18 protein-coding genes and 1 tRNA gene are annotated in these 19,967 nt (G+C 65.5%); 17 read left to right on the forward strand and 2 right to left on the reverse strand.

The genetic code is table 11. The features are described 5' to 3' along the window. The first annotated feature begins 24 nt into the window (after positions 1–24). The 11 genes from E7V67_020835 (at position 25) to E7V67_020885 (ending at position 11,857) form a co-directional block, all read left to right on the forward strand. Positions 25–1,017, forward strand: a complete 993-nt coding sequence (locus E7V67_020835) for a bifunctional riboflavin kinase/FAD synthetase (GenBank protein WUR12125.1) — start codon at positions 25–27, stop codon at positions 1,015–1,017. 60 nt (positions 1,018–1,077) lie between these two features. Further along, positions 1,078–3,948, forward strand: coding sequence for an isoleucine--tRNA ligase (gene ileS / locus E7V67_020840; protein WUR12126.1), 2,871 nt, complete (start codon positions 1,078–1,080; stop codon positions 3,946–3,948). 64 nt (positions 3,949–4,012) lie between these two features. Next, positions 4,013–4,519 carry a signal peptidase II gene (gene lspA / locus E7V67_020845; protein ID WUR12127.1) on the forward strand — a complete coding sequence of 169 codons (507 nt, stop codon included), beginning with the start codon at positions 4,013–4,015 and terminating at the stop codon, positions 4,517–4,519. Positions 4,520–4,550: 31 nt separating this feature from the next. Then, positions 4,551–5,768 carry a bifunctional phosphopantothenoylcysteine decarboxylase/phosphopantothenate--cysteine ligase CoaBC gene (gene coaBC, locus E7V67_020850; GenBank protein WUR12128.1) on the forward strand — a complete coding sequence of 406 codons (1,218 nt, stop codon included), beginning with the start codon at positions 4,551–4,553 and terminating at the stop codon, positions 5,766–5,768. After that, entirely contained in the window at positions 5,769–6,218 is a 450-nt protein-coding gene (gene dut, locus E7V67_020855) for a dUTP diphosphatase (GenBank protein WUR12129.1), read from the forward strand. Between the two features lie 23 nt (positions 6,219–6,241). After that, positions 6,242–7,342 (forward strand): M48 family metallopeptidase, encoded by a 1,101-nt coding sequence (locus tag E7V67_020860; protein ID WUR12130.1) that lies wholly within the window; start codon positions 6,242–6,244, stop codon positions 7,340–7,342. Continuing rightward, the gene (locus E7V67_020865) at positions 7,342–7,743 is read left to right on the forward strand and encodes a hypothetical protein (protein WUR12131.1); all 402 of its coding nucleotides are present in this window, start codon (positions 7,342–7,344) and stop codon (positions 7,741–7,743) included. The genes E7V67_020860 and E7V67_020865 overlap by 1 nt, the downstream gene beginning before the upstream one ends. A 40-nt stretch (positions 7,744–7,783) precedes the next feature. Beyond that, positions 7,784–8,803 carry an XdhC family protein gene (locus tag E7V67_020870; protein WUR12132.1) on the forward strand — a complete coding sequence of 340 codons (1,020 nt, stop codon included), beginning with the start codon at positions 7,784–7,786 and terminating at the stop codon, positions 8,801–8,803. Positions 8,804–8,999: 196 nt separating this feature from the next. Beyond that, on the forward strand, positions 9,000–9,884 hold the full coding sequence (locus E7V67_020875; GenBank protein WUR12133.1) for a DMT family transporter: 885 nt from the start codon (positions 9,000–9,002) through the stop codon (positions 9,882–9,884). Further along, entirely contained in the window at positions 9,881–10,780 is a 900-nt protein-coding gene (locus E7V67_020880; protein ID WUR12134.1) for a DNA-3-methyladenine glycosylase, read from the forward strand. The genes E7V67_020875 and E7V67_020880 overlap by 4 nt, the downstream gene beginning before the upstream one ends. Positions 10,781–10,846: 66 nt before the next feature. Continuing rightward, on the forward strand, positions 10,847–11,857 hold the full coding sequence (locus E7V67_020885; protein ID WUR12135.1) for a MerR family transcriptional regulator: 1,011 nt from the start codon (positions 10,847–10,849) through the stop codon (positions 11,855–11,857). 88 nt (positions 11,858–11,945) lie between these two features. On the opposite strand, the gene E7V67_020890 is transcribed toward E7V67_020885, so the two are convergent. After that, entirely contained in the window at positions 11,946–12,596 is a 651-nt protein-coding gene (locus tag E7V67_020890; protein WUR12136.1) for a hypothetical protein, read from the reverse strand. A gap of 133 nt (positions 12,597–12,729) precedes the next feature. Further along, positions 12,730–12,806, reverse strand: a tRNA-Met gene (locus tag E7V67_020895). A 241-nt stretch (positions 12,807–13,047) separates the two neighbouring features. On the opposite strand from E7V67_020895, the gene E7V67_020900 reads away from it, so the two are divergent. From E7V67_020900 to E7V67_020925, 6 genes are all read left to right on the forward strand, one after another. Continuing rightward, positions 13,048–13,638 carry an NUDIX hydrolase gene (locus E7V67_020900; protein ID WUR12137.1) on the forward strand — a complete coding sequence of 197 codons (591 nt, stop codon included), beginning with the start codon at positions 13,048–13,050 and terminating at the stop codon, positions 13,636–13,638. Further along, positions 13,635–14,363: a leucyl/phenylalanyl-tRNA--protein transferase gene (aat, locus tag E7V67_020905; protein WUR12138.1), complete on the forward strand. Its 729-nt coding sequence runs from the start codon at positions 13,635–13,637 to the stop codon at positions 14,361–14,363. Before E7V67_020900 ends, aat begins: the two co-directional genes overlap by 4 nt. 140 nt (positions 14,364–14,503) lie before the next feature. Beyond that, positions 14,504–15,232: an arginyltransferase gene (locus tag E7V67_020910; protein WUR12139.1), complete on the forward strand. Its 729-nt coding sequence runs from the start codon at positions 14,504–14,506 to the stop codon at positions 15,230–15,232. A 52-nt stretch (positions 15,233–15,284) separates the two neighbouring features. Then, the gene (locus E7V67_020915) at positions 15,285–16,328 is read left to right on the forward strand and encodes a quinone-dependent dihydroorotate dehydrogenase (protein WUR12140.1); all 1,044 of its coding nucleotides are present in this window, start codon (positions 15,285–15,287) and stop codon (positions 16,326–16,328) included. 10 nt (positions 16,329–16,338) lie between these two features. Beyond that, entirely contained in the window at positions 16,339–17,385 is a 1,047-nt protein-coding gene (locus E7V67_020920; GenBank protein WUR12141.1) for an aldo/keto reductase, read from the forward strand. A 181-nt stretch (positions 17,386–17,566) separates the two neighbouring features. Beyond that, positions 17,567–19,921, forward strand: a complete 2,355-nt coding sequence (locus E7V67_020925) for a TonB-dependent receptor (protein WUR12142.1) — start codon at positions 17,567–17,569, stop codon at positions 19,919–19,921. Positions 19,922–19,967: the final 46 nt, after the last annotated feature.

Raw genomic sequence — 19,967 nt, forward strand, 5'->3', positions numbered from 1 at the left:
ACAGAAATCGAGCTCGATATCCTCATGAAGGTTTTTCGCGGATTACCCAACGCAGCGGCGCGTGCGCCCTGCGCACTCACCATCGGCAATTTCGACGGTGTCCATCGCGGCCACCAGGCGCTGCTGGCGCGGGTGCGCGCGGCGGCCGACGGCCTGGGCCTGGAGGCTGCCGTGATGACGTTCGAGCCCCATCCACGTGAATTCTTTGCCCACAAGGCGGGCGATATGTCGAAAGCGCCACCGCGCATCGCCAACTTGCGCGACAAGCTCGGCTCGCTGGCCGCCAATGGCATCGACCGCGTCATCGTCGAGCACTTCAGCGATTCGTTCGCCTCGCTGTCGCCGCAGGATTTCACCGAGCGCGTGCTGGTGGACGGCCTGCACGTCAAATGGCTGATGGTGGGCGACGACTTCTGCTATGGCGCCCGGCGCGCCGGCAATGTCGCCATGCTGATGGAAGCGGGCCGGCGTCACGGCTTTCACGTCGAGGCACTGCCAACGGTGATGAACGGCGATATCCGCATCTCGTCCTCGGCCGTGCGCACCGCGCTGTCGCAGGGCGACTTTGCCCACGCCGAGCAGCTGCTGGGCCACCCTTACTCGATTTCCGGCCACGTGATCCATGGCGCCAAGCTGGGCCGCACGATCGGCTATCCGACCCTGAACCTGCGCGTGCCGCACCGGCCCGCGCTGGGCGGCATCTTCATCGTCCAGGTGCACGGCCTGGCGGATGCGCCGCTGCCGGCCGTCGCCAGCCTGGGCGTGCGTCCGACCGTCGAGGACGCCGGCCGCGTGCTGCTGGAAGTGCACATCTTCGACTTCGCCGCCCATTGCTACGGAAAGCAGGTCAAGGTGGAGTTCCTGCACAAGATCCGCGACGAGGAAAAGTTCGTCGACCTGCCGACCTTGACGAGCGCCATCGACCGCGACGCGGCCGCCGCGCGCGCCTATTTCGCCACCCGTGGCGCCCAGCCCGAAGAGCGCAGCGGCGCCATCACGGCCACCGACCGAATTTGAGTGGCGCCAAGCCCCCTGCCGCCCGTCACTCCCTATATATGTATCAGAGAATCCAAGCACATGTCCGATAACAAACCGAACAAGGCCGACGCCAAGCCGGCCAGCAAGTACCCGGTCAACATGACCGAAACGCCCTTCCCGATGCGCGGCGACCTCGCCAAGCGCGAGCCGAACTGGGTCAAGCAATGGCAGGACAAGAAGATCTACCAGCGCATCCGCAAGGCGGCGGCCGGCCGGCCGAAATTCGTGCTGCACGACGGCCCGCCCTACGCCAACGGCGACATCCACCTGGGCCACGCCGTCAACAAGATCCTGAAGGACATCGTCATCAAGTCGCGCACCCTGGCCGGTTTCGACGCGCCCTATGTTCCAGGGTGGGACTGCCACGGCATGCCGATCGAGATCCAGATCGAGAAACTGTATGGCAAGAACCTGCCGACGGCCGAAGTGCTGACCAAGGCGCGCGCCTACGCGCTGGAGCAGATCGACAAGCAGCGTGCCGGCTTCATCCGCCTGGGCGTGCTAGGCGAGTGGGACAACCCGTATATGACGATGGCCTACCGCAACGAAGCCGACGAGCTGCGCGCGCTGGGCAAGCTGCTGGAAAAGGGCTATGTCTACCGCGGCCTGAAGCCCGTCAACTGGTGCTTCGACTGCGGCTCGGCGCTGGCCGAGGCGGAAGTGGAATACCAGGACAAGCGCGATCCGGCCATCGACGTCGGCTTCCCGTTCGCCGAACATGACAAACTGGCCGCGGCCTTCGGCCTGGACAAGCTGCCGGGCGAGCGCGGCTTCATCGTCATCTGGACCACGACGCCCTGGACGATCCCGTCCAACCAGGCGCTGAACGTGCACCCGGAAGTGACGTACGCGCTGGTGCAGACCAACCGCGGCGGCGACATGCTGATCGTGGCCGCCGACCTGGTCGAGTCCTGCCTGCAGCGCTACAAGCTGGAAGGCAGCGTCGTCGCCACGACCACGGGCGCCAAGCTGGAAAACATCCGCTTCAAGCATCCGCTGCATGCGCGCGACGCCTTCTTCGACCGTTATTCGCCGGTCTACCTGGCCGACTACGTGACCACCGACAGCGGTACGGGCGTGGTCCACTCCGCACCGGCCTACGGCCTGGACGACTTCATCTCCTGCCGCAAGCACGGCATGAAGGACGACGAGATCCTGACGCCGGTGATGGGCGACGGCAAGTACGTCTCCACCCTGCCGCTGTTCGGCGGCATGACGATCTGGGAAGCTTCCAAGCCGATCTGCGAAGCGTTGCGCGAGGCGGACGCCCTGTTCGAGCTGAAGATGTTCGACCACAGCTACATGCATTGCTGGCGCCACAAGACACCGATCGTCTACCGCGCCACCTCGCAGTGGTTCGCCGGCATGGACCTGCAGCCGATCGACGGCGGCCCGACCCTGCGCGAAACGGCGCTCGAAGGCATCGCCGCCACCAAGTTCTTCCCGGACTGGGGCCAGGCGCGCCTGCAGGGCATGATCGCCAACCGTCCGGATTGGACGCTGTCGCGCCAGCGCCAGTGGGGCGTGCCGATGGCCTTCTTCATCCACAAGGAAACCGGCGAGCTGCACCCGCGCACCCCTGAGTTGCTGGAGGAAGTGGCCAAGCGCATCGAGGCGGGCGGCATCGATGCCTGGCTGGCGCTGGACCCGGCCGAGCTGCTGGGCGCGGACGCCGCCATGTACGTGAAGAACAAGGACACGCTGGACGTGTGGTTCGATTCCGGCACCACGCACCAGACCGTGCTGCGCGGCTCGCACCTGGAGCAATCGCACTTCCCGGCCGACCTGTACCTGGAAGGCTCGGACCAGCATCGCGGCTGGTTCCACTCGTCGCTCTTGACCTCGTCGATGCTGAACGGCCAGCCGCCCTACAAGGCGCTGCTGACGCACGGCTTCACGGTGGACGGCGAAGGCAAGAAGATGTCGAAGTCGCTGGGCAACACGCTGGCACCGGACAAGATCTCGAACTCGCTGGGCGCCGACATCCTGCGCCTGTGGATCGCCTCGACCGACTACACGGGCGAGCTGTCGATCTCGGAAGAGATCCTGAAGCGCGTGACGGAATCGTACCGCCGCCTGCGCAACACGCTGCGCTTCCTGCTGGCCAACACGTCCGACTTCGATCCGAAGACGAACGCCGTCGCCATCGACGAGCTGCTGGAAACGGACCGCTACGCGCTGGCCAACCTGGCCGTGCTGCAGCGCGCCGTCGAGCAGCACTACGAGAACTACGAGTTCCACCCGGTCGTCTCGAAACTGCAGAACTACTGCTCGGAAGACCTGGGCGGCTTCTACCTGGACATCCTGAAAGACCGCCTGTACACGACGGCCGTCGACTCGAAGGCGCGCCGCTCGGCGCAGACGGCGCTGTGGCACATCACGCAAAGCCTGCTGCGCATGCTGGCCCCGGTGCTGGCCTTCACGGCCGAGGAAGCATGGTCCCACTTCGCCGGCGCCGAAGCCTACGCGGCGTCGGACGAGACGATCTATACGCAGACGTGGTGGCAACTGCCGGCGATCGCCGACGGCGAAGCGCTGCTGGCGAAGTATGCCGTCATCCTCGCGGTGCGTGCCGACGTGACGAAGCGCCTGGAAGAGCTGCGCGCGTCCGGCGCGATCGGCTCCTCGCTGCAGGCGGAGCTGGAGATCAAGGCGTCCGGTGACAAGTACGCGCTGCTGGCCAGCCTGGAAGACGAGCTGAAATACGTGTTCATCACGTCGCTGGCCTCCGCTGTCGAAGCGGCGGCCGGTGAAGCCGAAGCGGTCAGCGTCGTGGCGTCCGATGCCACCAAGTGCGAGCGCTGCTGGCACTACCGCGCCGACGTGGGCAGCCACGCCGACCACCCGACGCTGTGCGGGCGCTGCCACAGCAACCTGTTCGGCGCCGGCGAGCCGCGCCAGTACGCGTAACAAGAAACATTGCTTCAAAAATGGGGACAGACCCCATTTTTGAAGCAACAAACAAAGTCATCCCATGGCCAAAAGCAAAAAAACGTTTTCCAGCAAACCTTCCGGCAGCCTGACGCCATGGCTGGGCATTGCCGCCGTCGTCATCCTGCTCGACCAGCTGTCGAAAATCACGATCACCAAGCTGTTCAAATACGGCGAGGAACTGGTCGTTACCAACTTCTTCAACCTGGTGCTGGCGTACAACCGCGGCGCCGCGTTCAGCTTCCTGTCCAACGAGTCCGGCTGGCAGCGCTATTTCTTCACGGCGATCGGTATCGGCGCGGCGTTGTACATCATTTATCTGCTGCGCAAGCATGCCGGCCAGCGCATGTTCTGCTGGGCCCTCGCCCTGATCCTGGGCGGTGCCATCGGCAACGTCATCGACCGTATCGCCTACGGCCACGTGATCGACTTCCTCGACTTCCACTGGCGCGGCCTGGGTCATTTCCCGGCATTTAACATCGCCGACAGCGCCATCTGCATCGGTGCCGCCCTGTTCATCCTGGACGAGCTGCGCCGCGTTAACAAGTGAAATACAAATAACCTGACCTGCTGGAGCAGCCATGGAACTGACTGGTAAGAAGATCGTCCTCGGCTTGTCCGGGGGCGTGGCCTGCTATAAGGCCGCCGAACTGTGCCGCGCCCTGAGCAAGGAAGGCGCCTCCGTCCAGGTCGTGATGACGGATGCCGCGTTGCATTTCATCACCGCCGTGACGATGCAGGCCCTGTCCGGCAAGCCCGTGTATTCGAGCCAGTGGGACCCGCGAGTGGGCAACAATATGGCGCACATCGACGTGACGCGTGACGCCGATGCCATCGTCATCGCGCCCTGCTCCGCCGACTTCATGTTCAAGCTGGCGCACGGCGTCTGCGACGACCTGCTGTCGACGATGTGCCTGGCCCGCCCGCGCCACGTGCCCCTGCTGGTCGCGCCGGCCATGAACGTGGAGATGTGGACCAACCCGGCCACCCAGCGCAATGCGCAGCAATTGCGCGAGGACGGCATCTGCATCGTCGGCCCGGCCGCCGGCGAGCAGGCCTGCGGCGAGACCGGCATGGGCCGCATGCTCGAGCCCGAGCAGTTGCTCGAGGAAATCGTGGCCGCGTTCCAGCCGAAAGTCATGGCAGGCAAGCGCATCCTGATCACGGCCGGCCCGACCTTCGAGGCCATCGACCCCGTGCGCGGCATTACCAATTTATCGTCCGGCAAGATGGGTTATGCCGTGGCCCGCGCCGCGCGCGAGGCCGGCGCCGAGGTCACGCTGATCTCCGGCCCGACGGCACTGCCGACGCCGTTCGGCGTGCAGCGCATCGACGTGCAAAGCGCGCGCCAGATGATGGAAGCCGTCAACGCGGCCATCGACGGCCAGCACGTCTTCATCGCCGTCGCGGCCGTGGCCGACTGGCGCGTGAAGAACCCCAGCGCGCAAAAGGTCAAGAAGAACGGCGATGCCGCGCCGACGCTCGAGTTCGAAGAAAACCCCGACATCCTCGCCACGATCGCCGCCCGCACCACGCTGGCCGGCCATCCCTACTGCGTGGGCTTTGCCGCCGAGTCGGAAAACCTGGTGGAGTTCGGCGCGGCCAAGCGCGAGCGCAAGGGCATCCCTCTGCTGGTCGGCAATATCGGCCACCACACCTTCGGCGCCGACGACAACACGATCATCCTGTTCGACGAGCACGGCCATACGATCCTGCCGCGCGCCGACAAACTGACCCTGGCTCGCCAGCTGATCTCCGAAATTTCCAAACGTACCAATAAGCATTCGCTTTTCCAATAAATGAAATCCATCGACGTCAAGATCCTCGACCCGCGCATGCAGGACCAGCTGCCGGCCTATGCAACACCCGGTAGTGCCGGTCTCGACCTGCGCGCCTGCCTGGACGCGCCCATCACGATCGAGCCGGGCCAGACGGTCCTGGTGCCGACCGGCCTGGCGATCCACATTGGCGACCCCGGCTATGCGGCGATGATCTTGCCGCGCAGCGGCATGGGTCACAAGAACGGCATTGTTCTTGGGAATCTGGTAGGCTTGATCGATTCCGACTACCAGGGCCAGCTGATGGTGTCGACGTGGAACCGGGGGCAGAGCAGCTTCACGCTGAACCCGATGGAGCGTCTTGCCCAGCTGATCGTCGTCCCTGTCATGCAGGTGGGCTTCAACGTGGTGGAGGAATTCGGTGACAGTGCGCGGGGCGAAGGCGGCTTCGGCAGCACCGGCAAACACTAATAACAGAGACGAAGGAAGGATTCATGGCAGGAACCGTCGCACCACGCATCATTTCAACCACGCGGCCCACGCTGGCCGCCCTGACGGTGGCCCTGCTGCTTTCGGCTTGCGCAACAACACCCCCTGCCTGCCTGCCGCCCGTGGTGGAGCAGGCCCCGGCGGCCCCCGAGGCACCGCTCGTGACGCCGCGCATGGTCGCGGCGCGCGATGCCGTGCGCTCGATGGTGACGCTGCAGGACCGTCTGTACCGTGTGGCGGCCCCCATCCTGATCAATAACGCAGAGCTGTGCCGTACGCAGGCGCGCAGCCTGCTGGGCTTCACCGCCAAGAACAAATGGTCTTACCCGGGCGAGTACGCCGATGCGGCCGAGGCCGTGCTGGGCTATGGCGACACGCTGCAGGTATCCGGCGTGCTGGCCGGCAGCGGCGCCGCGCGCGCCGGCCTGCGCAAGGGCGACGAACTGGTCGCGGCGGATGGCCGCCCGCTGCCCACGGGACCCGGCGCGGAGACCAAGGCAGCAGCCGTGTTCGGTCCCCTGGTCTCGAAACGGGCACAGCTGTCGATGACGATCGCGCGCGACGGCAACAACCAGGTCCTGCGCGTGCCGGTCACGCGCGCCTGCGCCATCCGTGTCGACCTGGGCAATGCGGACAACGTCAATTCCTACGCCGACGGTTCGCGCGTGGCCGTCACCCGCGGCATGATCAACTTCGCCCAGACCGACGAGGCCATCGCCTACGTCCTGGCGAAGGACATCGCCCACAACGTGCTGGGCCATGCCGCCAGCCTGCGCAACACGGCCACGATCGGCAGCATGATCGACAACCTGACGTCAGTCCGGCCCGATTTGACCTTGCTGATCGGCACCTCCGGCATCCGGCCGCTGCCGGCCGACATGGAAGCGGCGGCGGACAAGCTGGCGCTGTACATGCTGGCCCGCGCCGGCTACCCGATCGAACAATACAACAGCTTCTGGCAGCGTCTGGCCTCGCAATATCCGTCCTCCGTGCTGAACGGCTACACGGCGATCCATCCCAACCTGGGCCAGCGCGTGGTGTTCAACGACAAGATCGTGGCCGAGATCCGCGCCAAGCAGGCGGCCAAGAAGCGGCTGGTGCCGTGATGCGCCGCCTGGCCGCGCTCTTGCTGTCCTTGCTGTGCCTGCCGCTGGCGGCCCAGGCCGCGCCATGGACCAAGGTGCGCACGGACAAGGACGGCACCTTGTACGTGGACAAGGCGTCGATCCGCAAAGTGGACGGCGGGCGCAAGGCCTGGACCCTGGAATCGTTCCGCAAGCCGCAGTCGGCGCCGGACGGCAAGCAATACCTGTCCGTGCGGGCCCAGCAGCTGTACGACTGCGAGGCCCGCACCGTCACCCTGCAATCGCAGCTGTTCTACCCCGAGCCGATGGCCAAGGGCGAGATCGTCGGCACGTACAAATTCGAGGCCTTCGACGCCGAAGCTGTCGAGCCCGGCAGCCGCTACGATGGCGCCATGAAACTGATCTGCGGCCGCGTTCGTTAGCAGCCCGACATGCTTTCGGCGGCCATAGTATAGTTTGCCGATGGACAGCATCGACCTCGAAGTACTCAAGACCAGCGCCGCCTGGATCGCCGCGGGACACCGCTGCGAACTCGTCACCGTCATCAAGACCTGGGGCTCCAGCCCCCGCCCGATCGGCGCCACCCTGGCCATCTGCGACGACGGCCGCGTGGTCGGTTCCGTCTCGGGCGGCTGCATCGAAGACGACCTGATCGCGCGCGTGCGCAGCGAAGGCATCACCCGCACGCTGCCGGAAATCGTCAGTTATGGCATCACGGCCGACGAAGCGCACCGCTTCGGCCTGCCCTGCGGCGGCACCATCGAGCTGGCCATCGAACCGCTGGGTCCCGACAGCCGGATCGCCGAACTGCTGGGCCGGCTCGAGCAGCACCAGCTGGTCGAGCGCCGCGTCGACCTGCGCACCGGCGCGGTCACCCTCGACAAGGCCGCGGCCAGCGCCGTGCTGACACTGACGGACGAGGCGCTCGTCACCCAACACGGCCCGCGCTGGCGCCTGCTGATCATCGGCGCCGGCCAGCTGTCGCGCTTTGTCGCCCAGATCGCCAGCGCGATGGACTACCACGTCACCGTGTGCGACCCACGCGAGGAATACCGCAGCGGCTGGACCTTGCCGGAGGTGCGCCTGGTGCATGCGATGCCGGACGACCTGGTGCTGGAAATGAAGCTCGACAGGCGCAGCGCCGTCGTCGCGCTGACGCACGACCCGAAGCTGGACGACCTGGCGCTGATGGAAGCGCTGAAGTCGGACGCATTCTACGTCGGCGCGATCGGTTCGCGCGCCAACAACGCCAAGCGGCGCGAGCGCCTGCTGCAGTTCGACCTGACACCGGCCCAGCTGGACCGCCTGCACGGCCCCGTCGGCCTCTACATCGGCAGCAAGACCCCGGCCGAGATCGCCATCTCGATCCTGGCCGAAATGACGGCGGTCAAGAACGGCGTCCCTCGCGAGCTTCAGGTCAACCATGCCGCCGCCCTGGAAGCGCCCGGCACTTCCGCCTGCGCCATCACGCTGCAAACATAATTCAAAAGCAGGAACCAGCTGGCAAGACGGCCGAGCCCGTGTCAACATCTGGGTCCGACCAAAGCCGAGCTTGTGTCCCACCGCGGGGTCAGTCACCATTTCGAGACACGGGCTGAGCCGTACTACAGCCGAGCTTGTGTCTCACTTTGGTGACTGACCCCGTGGTGGGACACGGGCGCGGCCATAACAATATTCTATGTCCACTACCAACCTGCTCCGTCTGTTTCTCTTGGCCGCCATCTGGGGCGGCTCTTTCCTCTTCATGCGCATCGCCGCACCCGTGTTGGGGCCCGGCTGGCTGATCGAGTTGCGCGTCGTGTTTGCCGCGCTGTTCCTGGCCGCGATCGCGCTGGTGCTGAAGAAGTCGCTGCACTTGCGCAAGTACTGGCAGCACTACCTGATTCTCGGCCTTTTCAATGCCGCGATTCCGTTCGTGCTGTTCGCCTATGCGGCGAAGACGCTGTCAGCCTCGCTGCTGTCCGTGTTGAATGCCACCGCGCCAATGTGGGCGGCCATGATTGCCGCCGTCTGGCAGCGCCATATGGTCGGCCCGCGTGTGCTGCTGGGCCTGGTGCTGGGTACGCTGGGCGTTGCGCTGCTCGTGGGCATGGACCGGCTCAGCACGCAAGATGGCGCCTTGCTGGCCATCGGCGCCGCCCTGCTGGCACCGTTCAACTATGGCATCGCCACCGTGTATGCGAAATCGGCCCCGGCCGTCGAGCCGTTCTCCAATGCGCACGGCAGCATGTGGGCGGGTGCCCTGCTGACGTTGCCATCCCTTTTCATGTTTCCCCAGCCGGCGCTGCCCGCGCCCGGCATCCTGGCCGCCGCGGTGGCGCTGGGCGTACTGTGCAGTGGCGTTGCCTACTTGCTGTACTACGGCCTCGTGCAGGACGTCGGTGCCACGTCCGCGCTGACGGTAACGTTCCTGAGCCCGCTGTTCGGCATCCTGTGGGGCGTGCTGTTCCTGCAGGAAGTCGTCGGCTGGTACACGCTGGCTGGTGCCGCGATGGTGATCGCCGGCGTGGTACTCGTGACGGGATACCGCCCGGCCTGGGCGCGCACGCGGGCAGCCGTATGACGGAACCGTTCGATCTCGTCCTGCCGCCCGGCTACCGCGTCGAGGACGTGCTGCGATTCCACCGCCGCGACACGGAAAGCGTGGCCGAACAGGTCACGCCCGAGCTGATCCGCAAGGGTGTCATGCTGGATGGCGTGCCTGTCGTGCTGCGGGCGCCGTTGGCCGGCGCCAGCGGCCCGATCCGGTGCACGGCCGAACTGGACGGCGCACTGACGCCGGCACTGCGCCAGCGCGTCCATGACGCCCTGCTCAACATCCTGGGCCTGCGCATCGACCCGGCCCCCTTCCTGGCCGCGATGCAAGCGGATCAACTGCTGGGCCCGCAAGTGCGGCGCCGGCCCGGCTTGCGCATCGTGCAATCCGCTACCGTGTTCGAGGCGTTGACATGGGCCATCATCGGCCAGCAGATCAACCTGGCGTTTGCCATCGCGCTGCGCCGCACCCTCATCCTGCAGGCGGGACGCCAGCACAGCAGCGGCTTGTGGTGTTACCCGGAAGCGCCCGACGCTGCCCGGCTGACGGTCGAAGACCTCACCAGCCGCAAGTTTTCGCGCGCGAAAGCGGAAACCCTGCTGCGCTTTGCCACGCTGGTCGCCAGCGGCGAACTGGACCTGACGCCAGGGCCGGACAATCCTGTCGACCAGATCGGCCAGCGCCTGCTGGCCGTCAAGGGCATCGGCCCCTGGACCGTCAACTACGGCCTGCTGCGCGGCTACGGCCACGCCGACTGCTCGCTGCACGGCGACGTGGCCGTGCGCGCCGCGCTGCAGCGTCTGCTGGGCGAGGAACCCAAGCCATCCATCGCCCGCGCCGAACAATTGTTGCAGCAATACCAACCACACCGTACGATGGCGGCGGCCCATCTGTGGGCCAGCCTGGCCACCGATGACGACTGACGGCGCTTGACCCTGACGCAACGTCAGCCTTCATGATGGCAACGAAGCTGACGAAGGGAGCCACCGATGCTGAAGATTGGACAACTCGCAAGCCACGCCGGCCTGACCGTGCGCACCTTGCACCATTACGACGACATCGGTCTGCTGTCGCCATCGGCCCGTTCCGATGCCGGGTACCGGCTGTACAGCCGCGACGACGTCGCTCGCCTGCACCAGATCCAGGCGCTGCGCCAGTTCGGCATGCCGCTGGCCGACATCGGTTCCTTATTGGCCGGGGCCGGTATTTCTTCCGCCGCCATTATCGACCGCCAGCTTTCCGCCCTGGACCGGCAGATCAGCGAGGCGGCGCGCATGCGCGAGCAATTACTGTTCATGCGCGGTTTGTTGGCGACGGGAGAAACACCGGACCTGGCTGCCTGGCTGACCACACTGGAGCAGATGACGATGTACGAAAAATACTTCTCGAAAGACGAGCTGGCAAACCTGGCGCTGTATAGCGACAACAATGCCAAGGCCGAATGGCGGCAATTGGTGGACGCTGTGTCCGCGCTGATGCAATCGGGCGGCGCACCGGATAATCCGGAGACGAAAACGCTCGCGCTGCGCTGGATGACGATGCTGGACCGCGATACCAGGGCCGATCCGTCGATCATGGCGCGGCTCAATATCATGCACGAGCGTGAGCCAGCCATCCAGCAGAGCAGCGGTATTACCCCGGCAATGCGCAATTTCATGGCGCAGGCAATGGGCGAGGTAAAACTGGACACGTGGGCGAAGTACCTGACACCCGAGGAACTGAATCAAATGCGCCGCCATTACGCGACCCGCGCCCACGAATGGCCGCCGCTGATCGAAGCCATCAGCCAACAAATGAAAGCAACGCCATCGCCGGATAATGTCGAGGCCAAGCTGCTGGCCGGACAATGGATGGAACTGTTCCACGATATGGTCGGGAATCATCCGGATACGCTGCCGCGATTTCGTCGTGCCATCGAAACCGAGCCGCTCCTGCGTGTCGGCCGCGGCATGACCGACGGCATGCTGGCCTGGCTGCGCGCCGCGCTGCACAGGCAGTGATGACCTCATCCATGGTCCACTACAGCCCGCACATGCCGGAAACTTGCTTGTTCACGCCAGCTTCTGGCACAAGACCGTGACGTTTCGCTCAAAAGCGCTTCGGACAGGCCGACATGCGCGGCTGACTCGGCGCGTCCGGGTTCTTCAGGCGATCGGCATAGAACAGGCAATAGGTACCGAAAGCCGTGCGGACCTGGTAAATCTTCGCCGGGTCGTTTTCCGCGCTCCACAATTCGACGCGGGCCGCTTCGTACCATTTCAGCGGGACGGCCAGGTGCGCGGCGCGGAACGCCTCGTCCATTTTCTCGCGCAGCGATTTACCCTGCGCACCTGAGAGCAGGTTTTCGTCCGGCTTGCGTAATTGTTTGTCGAGCTGGCCGGCCATGCTGATTAACGCGGCAGTATCGATGACTCTTGCTTCGGTCTTCTCTTCGGCAGATGTCTCGGGTGGCGCATCTGCTTGTGCAGGAATCGCAGCCGACTGCCGCGGGATGTCGGGTTTGGCAGGCAAAGGCCGAGGCGGCTTTACCGCATGTTCGCTCGGCGGCGCCATGAGCGATTTCCGGGGAACGGCTGGCTGGGGCAGCACATAAAACACGTCCAGCCGCGCGCTTATCGGTGCCTCATCGCGAATAACCACCGCGCGCCACCATACGATTCCAATGCACAGATGAAGAAACAGGACTGCGAACAGCGCGCCGGAGCGGCGTGGCCGTGTCGTGGAAAATACCGCGGTCATCGTATTCCCTGTTCCGTTCATTTCAGCGGCCCAGTATAGCGCGCTGAACATTAAGAAAACATGAATACATTTTAGCAATATTGCAAAGACAAAAAAGCCGTCATCGCTTGCGCTGATGACGGCTTCCGGAATCTGGTTGCGGGGACAGGATTTGAACCTGTGACCTTCGGGTTATGAGCCCGACGAGCTGCCAGACTGCTCCACCCCGCGTCTGTTGAACGTATTATAGGGCAACGCCAGCCATTAGGCAATATCAATCCTCGCTTGGCGCATGATAGAACGGATTTATTTGTGGCCGGGGTCGCCGATGGCCCGCGCACCAGTACGCGATGGCCGCCAATCGGTGTAAAGTAAGCATCAGACAAACCGGGACACGCCTTCGCCACGGGGCCGCGCGATCATGCCGGCCCCGTCCGTTTGCTGGCGTCCCTACAGCCAACACACGAGATCTATGAAATTCTGTTCCGAATGCGCCCACCCCGTCGAGCTGATGGTGCCCCCCGGCGATAACCGGCCCCGCTATGTGTGCCCCCAGTGCGCGACGATCCATTACCAGAACCCCAAGATGGTCATCGGCTCCATTCCGGTCTGGGAACGGGATGGCGAGCTGCAGGTACTGCTGTGCAAGCGTGCCATCGAACCGCGCTACGGCTACTGGACCCTGCCGGCCGGGTTCATGGAAAACAACGAGACGACGGCCGCCGCCGCCCAGCGCGAAACGGAAGAGGAAGCGGGCGCCAACATCGAGCTGGGCCAGCTGTTCGCCCTGATCAATGTGTCGCACGTGCACCAGGTCCATATGTTCTACCTGGCCACCTTGCGCGACCTGGACTTCGCGCCCGGCGAGGAAAGCCTGGACGTGCGCATGTTCACGCAAAGCGAGATCCCATGGGACGACCTGGCATTCCCCACGATCCGCCAGACGCTGGAATTGTTCTTTGCCGACCGCGCCCGCATGCGCGAGCAGGGCCAGGCCAGCAGTGGCTACGGCTTCCACACCCAGGACATCACGCGCCCAATGCGCGTCGCCGACGCACCATGATCCCCTGGCTCGGCACGCATACGCCGTTTCCCGACGTATCCGAGGCGCTGACAACGGAGGCCCCGGGCCTGCTGGCGGCCGGCGCCGACCTGTCGCCGGAGCGGCTGCTGATGGCTTATCGCAACGGCATTTTTCCCTGGTTCTCGGAGGGCCAGCCGATCCTGTGGTGGAGCACCGATCCGCGCATGGTGCTGATGACGGCCGACTTCAAGGTGTCCGACAGCTTGAAGAAGACGCTGAAGAAGGTCGAGAAAAGCGGCCGCACGGACGGGCGCTGGCAGGTCCGTTTCGACAGCGCCTTCGAGCAGGTGATGCGGGCGTGCGCGGCGCCGCGACGCGACGGCCCCGGCACCTGGATCTCCGAGGACATCGTCAAGGGCTATACCGGCCTGCACGCGCTCGGCTTCGCGCACTCCTCCGAGGTATGGCTCGATGGCGAGCTGGTGGGTGGCGCCTATGGGGTCTCGATCGGGCAGATGTTCTATGGCGAGTCGATGTTCGCGCGCGTCACGGACGCGTCGAAGGTGGCGCTCGCTTACCTCGTGCACTTTTTAAGGCTGCAAGGCGTGCAGATGATCGACTGCCAGCAGGAGACGGGCCACCTGGCCTCGCTGGGCGCCGCGCCCATTCCCCGCGCCGCCTTCCTGGCCCACCTGCGCCAGGCGATCGCCAAGCCGCGCATCCGCAACTGGCAGCCGGTACCGCCGTTCGTCGCGGCGTCGTAGAGGCTTCCCGGCCGCTTCGTGTGCGGCCGCACACATGCCCGTGGCGGAACGCGCTATGATACGTCCAACGTTATCGCGCGCTGGCACCGGGTCCCGGTGCCAGAGTCACAACAAACGCCCACGCTGATCACAGGTTCTGCATGACGCAGCTAAACGACCTTCCCTTCGCGGCCCTCCAGTTCTACACGACGGCGCCCTACCCTTGCAGTTACCTGGACGCCCGGCAGGCCCGCTCGCAGGTCGCGACCCCGTCGCACCTGATCAACGCGGACGTCTACTCCGAGCTGGTGCGCAACGGCTTCCGCCGCAGCGGCATCTTCACCTACCGCCCGTATTGCGACGGTTGCCAGGCCTGCATTCCGGTGCGCGTGGTGGCCGAGGCGTTCGCGCCCACGCGCGGGCAGCGCCGGGCCTGGGCCCGTCACAACAACCTGCTGACGGGTGTGGCCACGCTGTCGTTCTCGGACGAGCATTACGCGCTCTACCTGCGCTACCAGAGCACCCGCCACGCGGGCGGCGGCATGGACCAGGACAGCCGCGACCAGTATGCCCAGTTCCTGCTGCAAAGCCGCGTGAACACGCGCCTGGTCGAATTCCGCGAACCGGACGGCACCCTGCGCATGGTCAGCATCATCGACGTGCTGTCGGACGGCCTGTCGTCGGTCTACACCTTCTTCGATCCGGACGTGCCGGGCGCGTCGTTCGGGACGTACAACGTGATGTGGCAGATCGCCCAGGCGTGCGAGCTGGGCCTGCCCTATGTCTACCTGGGCTACTGGATCGAGGAAAGCCCGAAGATGAGCTACAAGATCAAGTTCCAGCCGCTGGAGGCGCGTCGCAAGGGCGTGTGGGGCCTGCTGCAGGCGTAGGCCGGCCCGGCGGTGCGGGTAGAATGGCGGGACTTCACCTGCAGATCGCCTTATGTCCGACAAATTCCTGTATTCCCTGCTGCGTCCCGCGCTGTTCTCGATGGACGCCGAGCGCGCCCACCATTTCACCCTCAACAACCTGAAGCGCCTGTCCAAGACGGGCCTGCTGCGCGCCATCGTGCAGCCGCCGAAGCCGGACCCGCGCACCGTCATGGGCCTGCTGTTCAAGAACCCCGTCGGCCTGGCCGCGGGCCTGGACAAGGACGGCGCCTACATCGACGCGCTGGCCGACCTGGGCTTCGGCTCGATCGAGGTGGGCACGGTCACGCCGCGCGCGCAGCCGGGCAATCCGCTGCCGCGCATGTTCCGCCTGCCGGCGGCGCACGGCATCATCAACCGGATGGGCTTCAACAACGGCGGCGTCGACGCGTTCGTCGCCAACGTGCAGGCCTCGCGCTTCTACCAGAGCAAGGCCGGCGTGCTGGGCCTGAACATCGGCAAGAACGCCGACACGCCGATCGAGCGCGCGGCCGACGACTACCTGTACTGCCTGCAGAAGGTCTACCCGTACGCCAGCTACGTCACGGTCAATATCTCTTCGCCCAACACCAAGAACCTGCGCCAGCTGCAGGGCGGCTCGGAGCTCGATGGCCTGCTGGCCCAGCTGAAGGACGCCCAGCAGCGTCTGGCCGACCAGCACAAGCGCTACGTGCCGATCGCGCTGAAGATCGCGCCGGACATGGACGGCGACCAGGTCAAGAACATCGCCGACGCGCTGGTGCGCCACCGCATCGACGGCGTCATCGCCACCAACACCACGCTGTCGCGCAGCGCCGTGCAGGGCATGCTGCATGGCGCCGAGGCGGGCGGCCTGTCGGGCGCGCCCGTGTTCGAGCTGTCCAACCAGGTCATCCGCCTGTTGAAGGCGGAACTGGGCGATGCGCTGCCGATCATCGGCGTGGGCGGCATCATGCGCGGCGTGGACGCGCAGGCCAAGATCGCCGCCGGCGCCCAACTGGTGCAACTGTACAGCGGCCTGATTTACGCCGGCCCGGCCCTCGTGCGCGACTGCGCCGAGGCGCTGCGCGGCGCCTGACGGAGCAAGCATGGACAAGATCAAACTGGGGCGCACCGACCTGGCGGTGAGCCGCATCTGCCTGGGCACGATGACGTTCGGCGAACAGAACACCGAGAGCGACGCGCACAGCCAGCTGGACCTGGCTTTGGCGCGTGGCATCAATTTCATCGACACGGCGGAGATGTATCCCGTGATGCCGAGTGCCGCCACGCAGGGCTCGACCGAGCGCTTCATCGGCACGTGGCTGAAGAAGACCGGCCGGCGCAGCGAGGTCGTGCTGGCCACCAAGGCGGCCGGGCCGAACCCGAACGCCTACTGGATCCGCGACGGCAAGCAGAACTTCGACGAAGCCAACCTGCGCGCGGCGGTGGAAGCGAGCCTGCGGCGGCTGCAGACCGACTACATCGACCTGTACCAGCTGCACTGGCCAAGCCGCAACGTGCCGATCTTCGGCGCCACCGCGTTCGAGCCGGCCAAGGAGCGCGAAGCCGTCGCCATCGAGGACACACTGGCCGCGCTGGGCAAGCTGGTCGACGAGGGCAAGATCCGCCACATCGGCGTGTCCAACGAGTCGTGCTGGGGCGTGTGTGAATTCGTCAAGCAGGCCGAAATGAAGGGCCTGCCGCGCATCGCCACGATCCAGAACCTGTACAACCTGACGGCGCGCCATTTCGAAACGAGCCTGCTGGACGAGACCTGCTACCGCACGGACGTCAGCCTGCTGGCCTACAGCCCGCTCGCCTTCGGCCAGCTGACCGCGAAGTACCACGACGACCCGCAGGCGCACGGCCGCCTGACGATCTTCCCGCCGACGTGGAGCCCGCGCTACCTGCGGCCAGGCGTGCTGGCCGCCGTCGCCCAGTACACGCAACTGGCGCGCGACAATGGGCTGACGCCGACGCAGCTGGCGCTGGCGTGGTGCTACTCGCGCTGGTTCGTCGCCTCCACCATCATCGGCGCCACCACCCTGGCGCAGCTGGAAGAGAACATCGACGCCTACTCCGTCAAGCTGCCGCAACACGTGCTGGAGGCGGTGGACGCGATCCATGCCAGCCTGCCGAATCCGGGGCAGTGACAGTTGCCTGAAAAATGGGGACAGACCCCATTTTCCAGGCAATGTTTCCAAAAATCGGGGACTGTCCCCGATTTTCGGAAACTCATCTATATACGAAATATTCATAAGCAAAGCGCTTTGCAATCGTTCGTGCGCGCGTGATCGGCCATTAAGATAGCGTGGTCGATAACCATTCACGCTAATGATGAGCACACGCCACCAGAATTCCCTCCTCGTCTTTTCCCTGATCGCCGCCGCTGCGGCCCCTGCCCTGGCGCAGGAAGCACCGGTCGCCAGCGACATGCAGACCGTCGTCGTGACGGGCACCTACGCCAAGAACCGCCGCAGCACGGACTCCGAGTCGCCCGTGGACATCATCGGCGCCAAGGAGCTGCAGGCCACCGGCTCCACCGAGCTGGCCTCCGTGCTGGCCCGCGTGCTGCCGTCGATGAACTTCCCGCGCCCATCCGGCGCCGATGCGTCCGACGCCGTGCGTCCCGCGCAGCTGCGCGGCCTGGCGCCGGACCAGGTGCTGGTGCTGGTCAACGGCAAGCGCCGCCACACGTCGGCTGTCATCAACGTCAACGGCACCTCCGGCCGCGGCTCCGCGCCGGTGGACCTGAACGCGATCCCTCTGGCCGCCATCGACCACATCGAGGTGCTGCGCGACGGCGCCTCGGCGCAGTATGGCTCGGACGCCATCGCCGGCGTCGTCAACATCATCCTGAAGAAGGGTCCGCGCGGCGGCGACGTCGAAGTGGGCTCTGGCGAATACCAGGAAGGCGACGGCACGCAAAAGACCGTCAAGGCGTCCGGCGGCTTCGCGCTGGGCGACAAGGGCTGGCTGCGCCTGGCCGCCGAGGCGGCCGATCGTGATCCGACCAACCGGGCCGGCGCCGATTTCCGCGATCCGAAAGAGCCGCTGTACGGCCAGGTGACACAGCGCTACGGCGACTCCGATACCAGGCCGCGCAATGTGCTGTTCAACGCCCAGTACCAGGTGGGCGAGAACACCGACCTGTACGCGTTCGGCCAGTTCGGCAAGCGCAAGACGGAAGCCGCGGCCACGTGGCGCACGTCCACGCGTTCGCCCCTGTTCCCGCAAGGTTTCCTGCCGCTGCAGAACAGCGAATCGACCGATGCGTCGCTGGTGGCCGGCCTGCGCGGCGACGTCGCCGGCTGGCGCTGGGACGCCAGCGTGGACTACGGCCGCAACAGCTTCTGGCTCGACATCGACAACACGGCCAACCTGGACCTGAAGGCCGAGAGCCCCACTCACTTCCACCTCGGCAAGCTGACCAACACGCAATCGGTGGCGAACCTGGACCTGGCGCGCGAAATTCCTGTCGCGGCCTTCAGCGGCCCGCTGACGCTGGCGACCGGCATCGAGGTGCGGCATGAGCAATACGAGATCGGCGCCGGCGACGTGGCGTCGTACACGGGCAGCGGCGCGCAGGGCTTCGCCGGCTTCCGCCCCGTCAACGCGGGCAAGAACAGCCGCAGCAACCAGTCCGCCTACGTCAACCTGGAAGCGCAGGTGACGCCGAAGCTGTCCGGCGCGCTGGCGACCCGCTACGAGCACTACACGGACTTCGGCAGCACCACGTCCGCCAAGGCTTCGGCACGCTACGCCTTCAACGACGCCATCTCGCTGCGCGGCACCGCCTCCTCGGGCTTCCGCGCACCGTCGCTGGCGCAGCAGTTCTACACCATCACGACAACCAACTTCTCCGTCATCAACGGCGTCAATACGCCGATCGAGACCGGCACGTTTGCCGTCAACAGCGCGGCCGCGGGCGCGATCGGTTCGCAGCCGCTGAAGGCGGAAAAAGCGCGCAATTACAGCATCGGCCTGCAGCTCGCGCCGACACGCAACTTCAACACCAGCATCGATGTCTACCGCATTTTCGTCGACGACCGCATCGCGCTGTCGGCCAACATGACCTTGCCGCCAGCGCTGCGCAATGCGCTGGCGCTGCAGGGCGTGCAGGTGGGCGCGGGCCGCTACTTCACCAACGCCAGCGACACCAAGACGACCGGCGTTGACGTGGTCAGCACGTATCGTCTGGACCTGTCGAACCGCGACCGCGTGGACTTCACGCTGGCGTACAACCACAACAAGAACGAAGTGGAGCACGTCGCCGACAACCCGGCCCTGCTGACGCAGAATGGCCTGCTGCTGATCGACCGCCAGACGGTACTGCGCACGACGGTGGGTTCGCCGAAGGACAAGCTCAGTCTCGGCATCGACTACACGGCACCGCGCTGGGGCGCGCACGCGCAGGCCACGCAGTACGGCAAGTTCACGGTCCCGCAGAACAACCCGGCGTTCGACCAGACCTACGGCCGCCAGTGGGTGCTGGACGTGTCGGCCAGCCTGAAGCTGGGCCAGAACTGGCGCGTGACGGCCGGCATCGACAACCTGACGGACAGCTATCCGGACAAGACCACGTCGGCCAACAACCTGAACGTGGGCGGCATCTACCCGTACAGCATCTGGTCGCCGGCGGGGTTCAATGGACGCTACTACTACGCCAAGGTGGGCTACAGCTGGTAAGCCAGCCATAAAAAAAACCGGTGACTGTCACCGGTTTTTTTTACTT

Source organism: [Empedobacter] haloabium (assembly GCA_008011715.2).
Classification (GTDB): domain Bacteria; phylum Pseudomonadota; class Gammaproteobacteria; order Burkholderiales; family Burkholderiaceae_D; genus Rugamonas; species Rugamonas haloabia.

Bases quoted from the DNA above. Each gene is read 5' to 3' on its own strand.
- E7V67_020835 (WUR12125.1), top strand. From the start codon at position 25: ATGAAGGTTTTTCGCGGATTACCCAACGCAGCGGCGCGTGCGCCCTGC.
- ileS (WUR12126.1), top strand. From the start codon at position 1,078: ATGTCCGATAACAAACCGAACAAGGCCGACGCCAAGCCGGCCAGCAAG.
- lspA (WUR12127.1), top strand. From the start codon at position 4,013: ATGGCCAAAAGCAAAAAAACGTTTTCCAGCAAACCTTCCGGCAGCCTG.
- coaBC (WUR12128.1), top strand. From the start codon at position 4,551: ATGGAACTGACTGGTAAGAAGATCGTCCTCGGCTTGTCCGGGGGCGTG.
- dut (WUR12129.1), top strand. From the start codon at position 5,769: ATGAAATCCATCGACGTCAAGATCCTCGACCCGCGCATGCAGGACCAG.
- E7V67_020860 (WUR12130.1), top strand. From the start codon at position 6,242: ATGGCAGGAACCGTCGCACCACGCATCATTTCAACCACGCGGCCCACG.
- E7V67_020865 (WUR12131.1), top strand. From the start codon at position 7,342: ATGCGCCGCCTGGCCGCGCTCTTGCTGTCCTTGCTGTGCCTGCCGCTG.
- E7V67_020870 (WUR12132.1), top strand. From the start codon at position 7,784: ATGGACAGCATCGACCTCGAAGTACTCAAGACCAGCGCCGCCTGGATC.
- E7V67_020875 (WUR12133.1), top strand. From the start codon at position 9,000: ATGTCCACTACCAACCTGCTCCGTCTGTTTCTCTTGGCCGCCATCTGG.
- E7V67_020880 (WUR12134.1), top strand. From the start codon at position 9,881: ATGACGGAACCGTTCGATCTCGTCCTGCCGCCCGGCTACCGCGTCGAG.
- E7V67_020885 (WUR12135.1), top strand. From the start codon at position 10,847: ATGCTGAAGATTGGACAACTCGCAAGCCACGCCGGCCTGACCGTGCGC.
- E7V67_020890 (WUR12136.1), bottom strand. From the start codon at position 12,596: ATGACCGCGGTATTTTCCACGACACGGCCACGCCGCTCCGGCGCGCTG.
- E7V67_020900 (WUR12137.1), top strand. From the start codon at position 13,048: ATGAAATTCTGTTCCGAATGCGCCCACCCCGTCGAGCTGATGGTGCCC.
- aat (WUR12138.1), top strand. From the start codon at position 13,635: ATGATCCCCTGGCTCGGCACGCATACGCCGTTTCCCGACGTATCCGAG.
- E7V67_020910 (WUR12139.1), top strand. From the start codon at position 14,504: ATGACGCAGCTAAACGACCTTCCCTTCGCGGCCCTCCAGTTCTACACG.
- E7V67_020915 (WUR12140.1), top strand. From the start codon at position 15,285: ATGTCCGACAAATTCCTGTATTCCCTGCTGCGTCCCGCGCTGTTCTCG.
- E7V67_020920 (WUR12141.1), top strand. From the start codon at position 16,339: ATGGACAAGATCAAACTGGGGCGCACCGACCTGGCGGTGAGCCGCATC.
- E7V67_020925 (WUR12142.1), top strand. From the start codon at position 17,567: ATGATGAGCACACGCCACCAGAATTCCCTCCTCGTCTTTTCCCTGATC.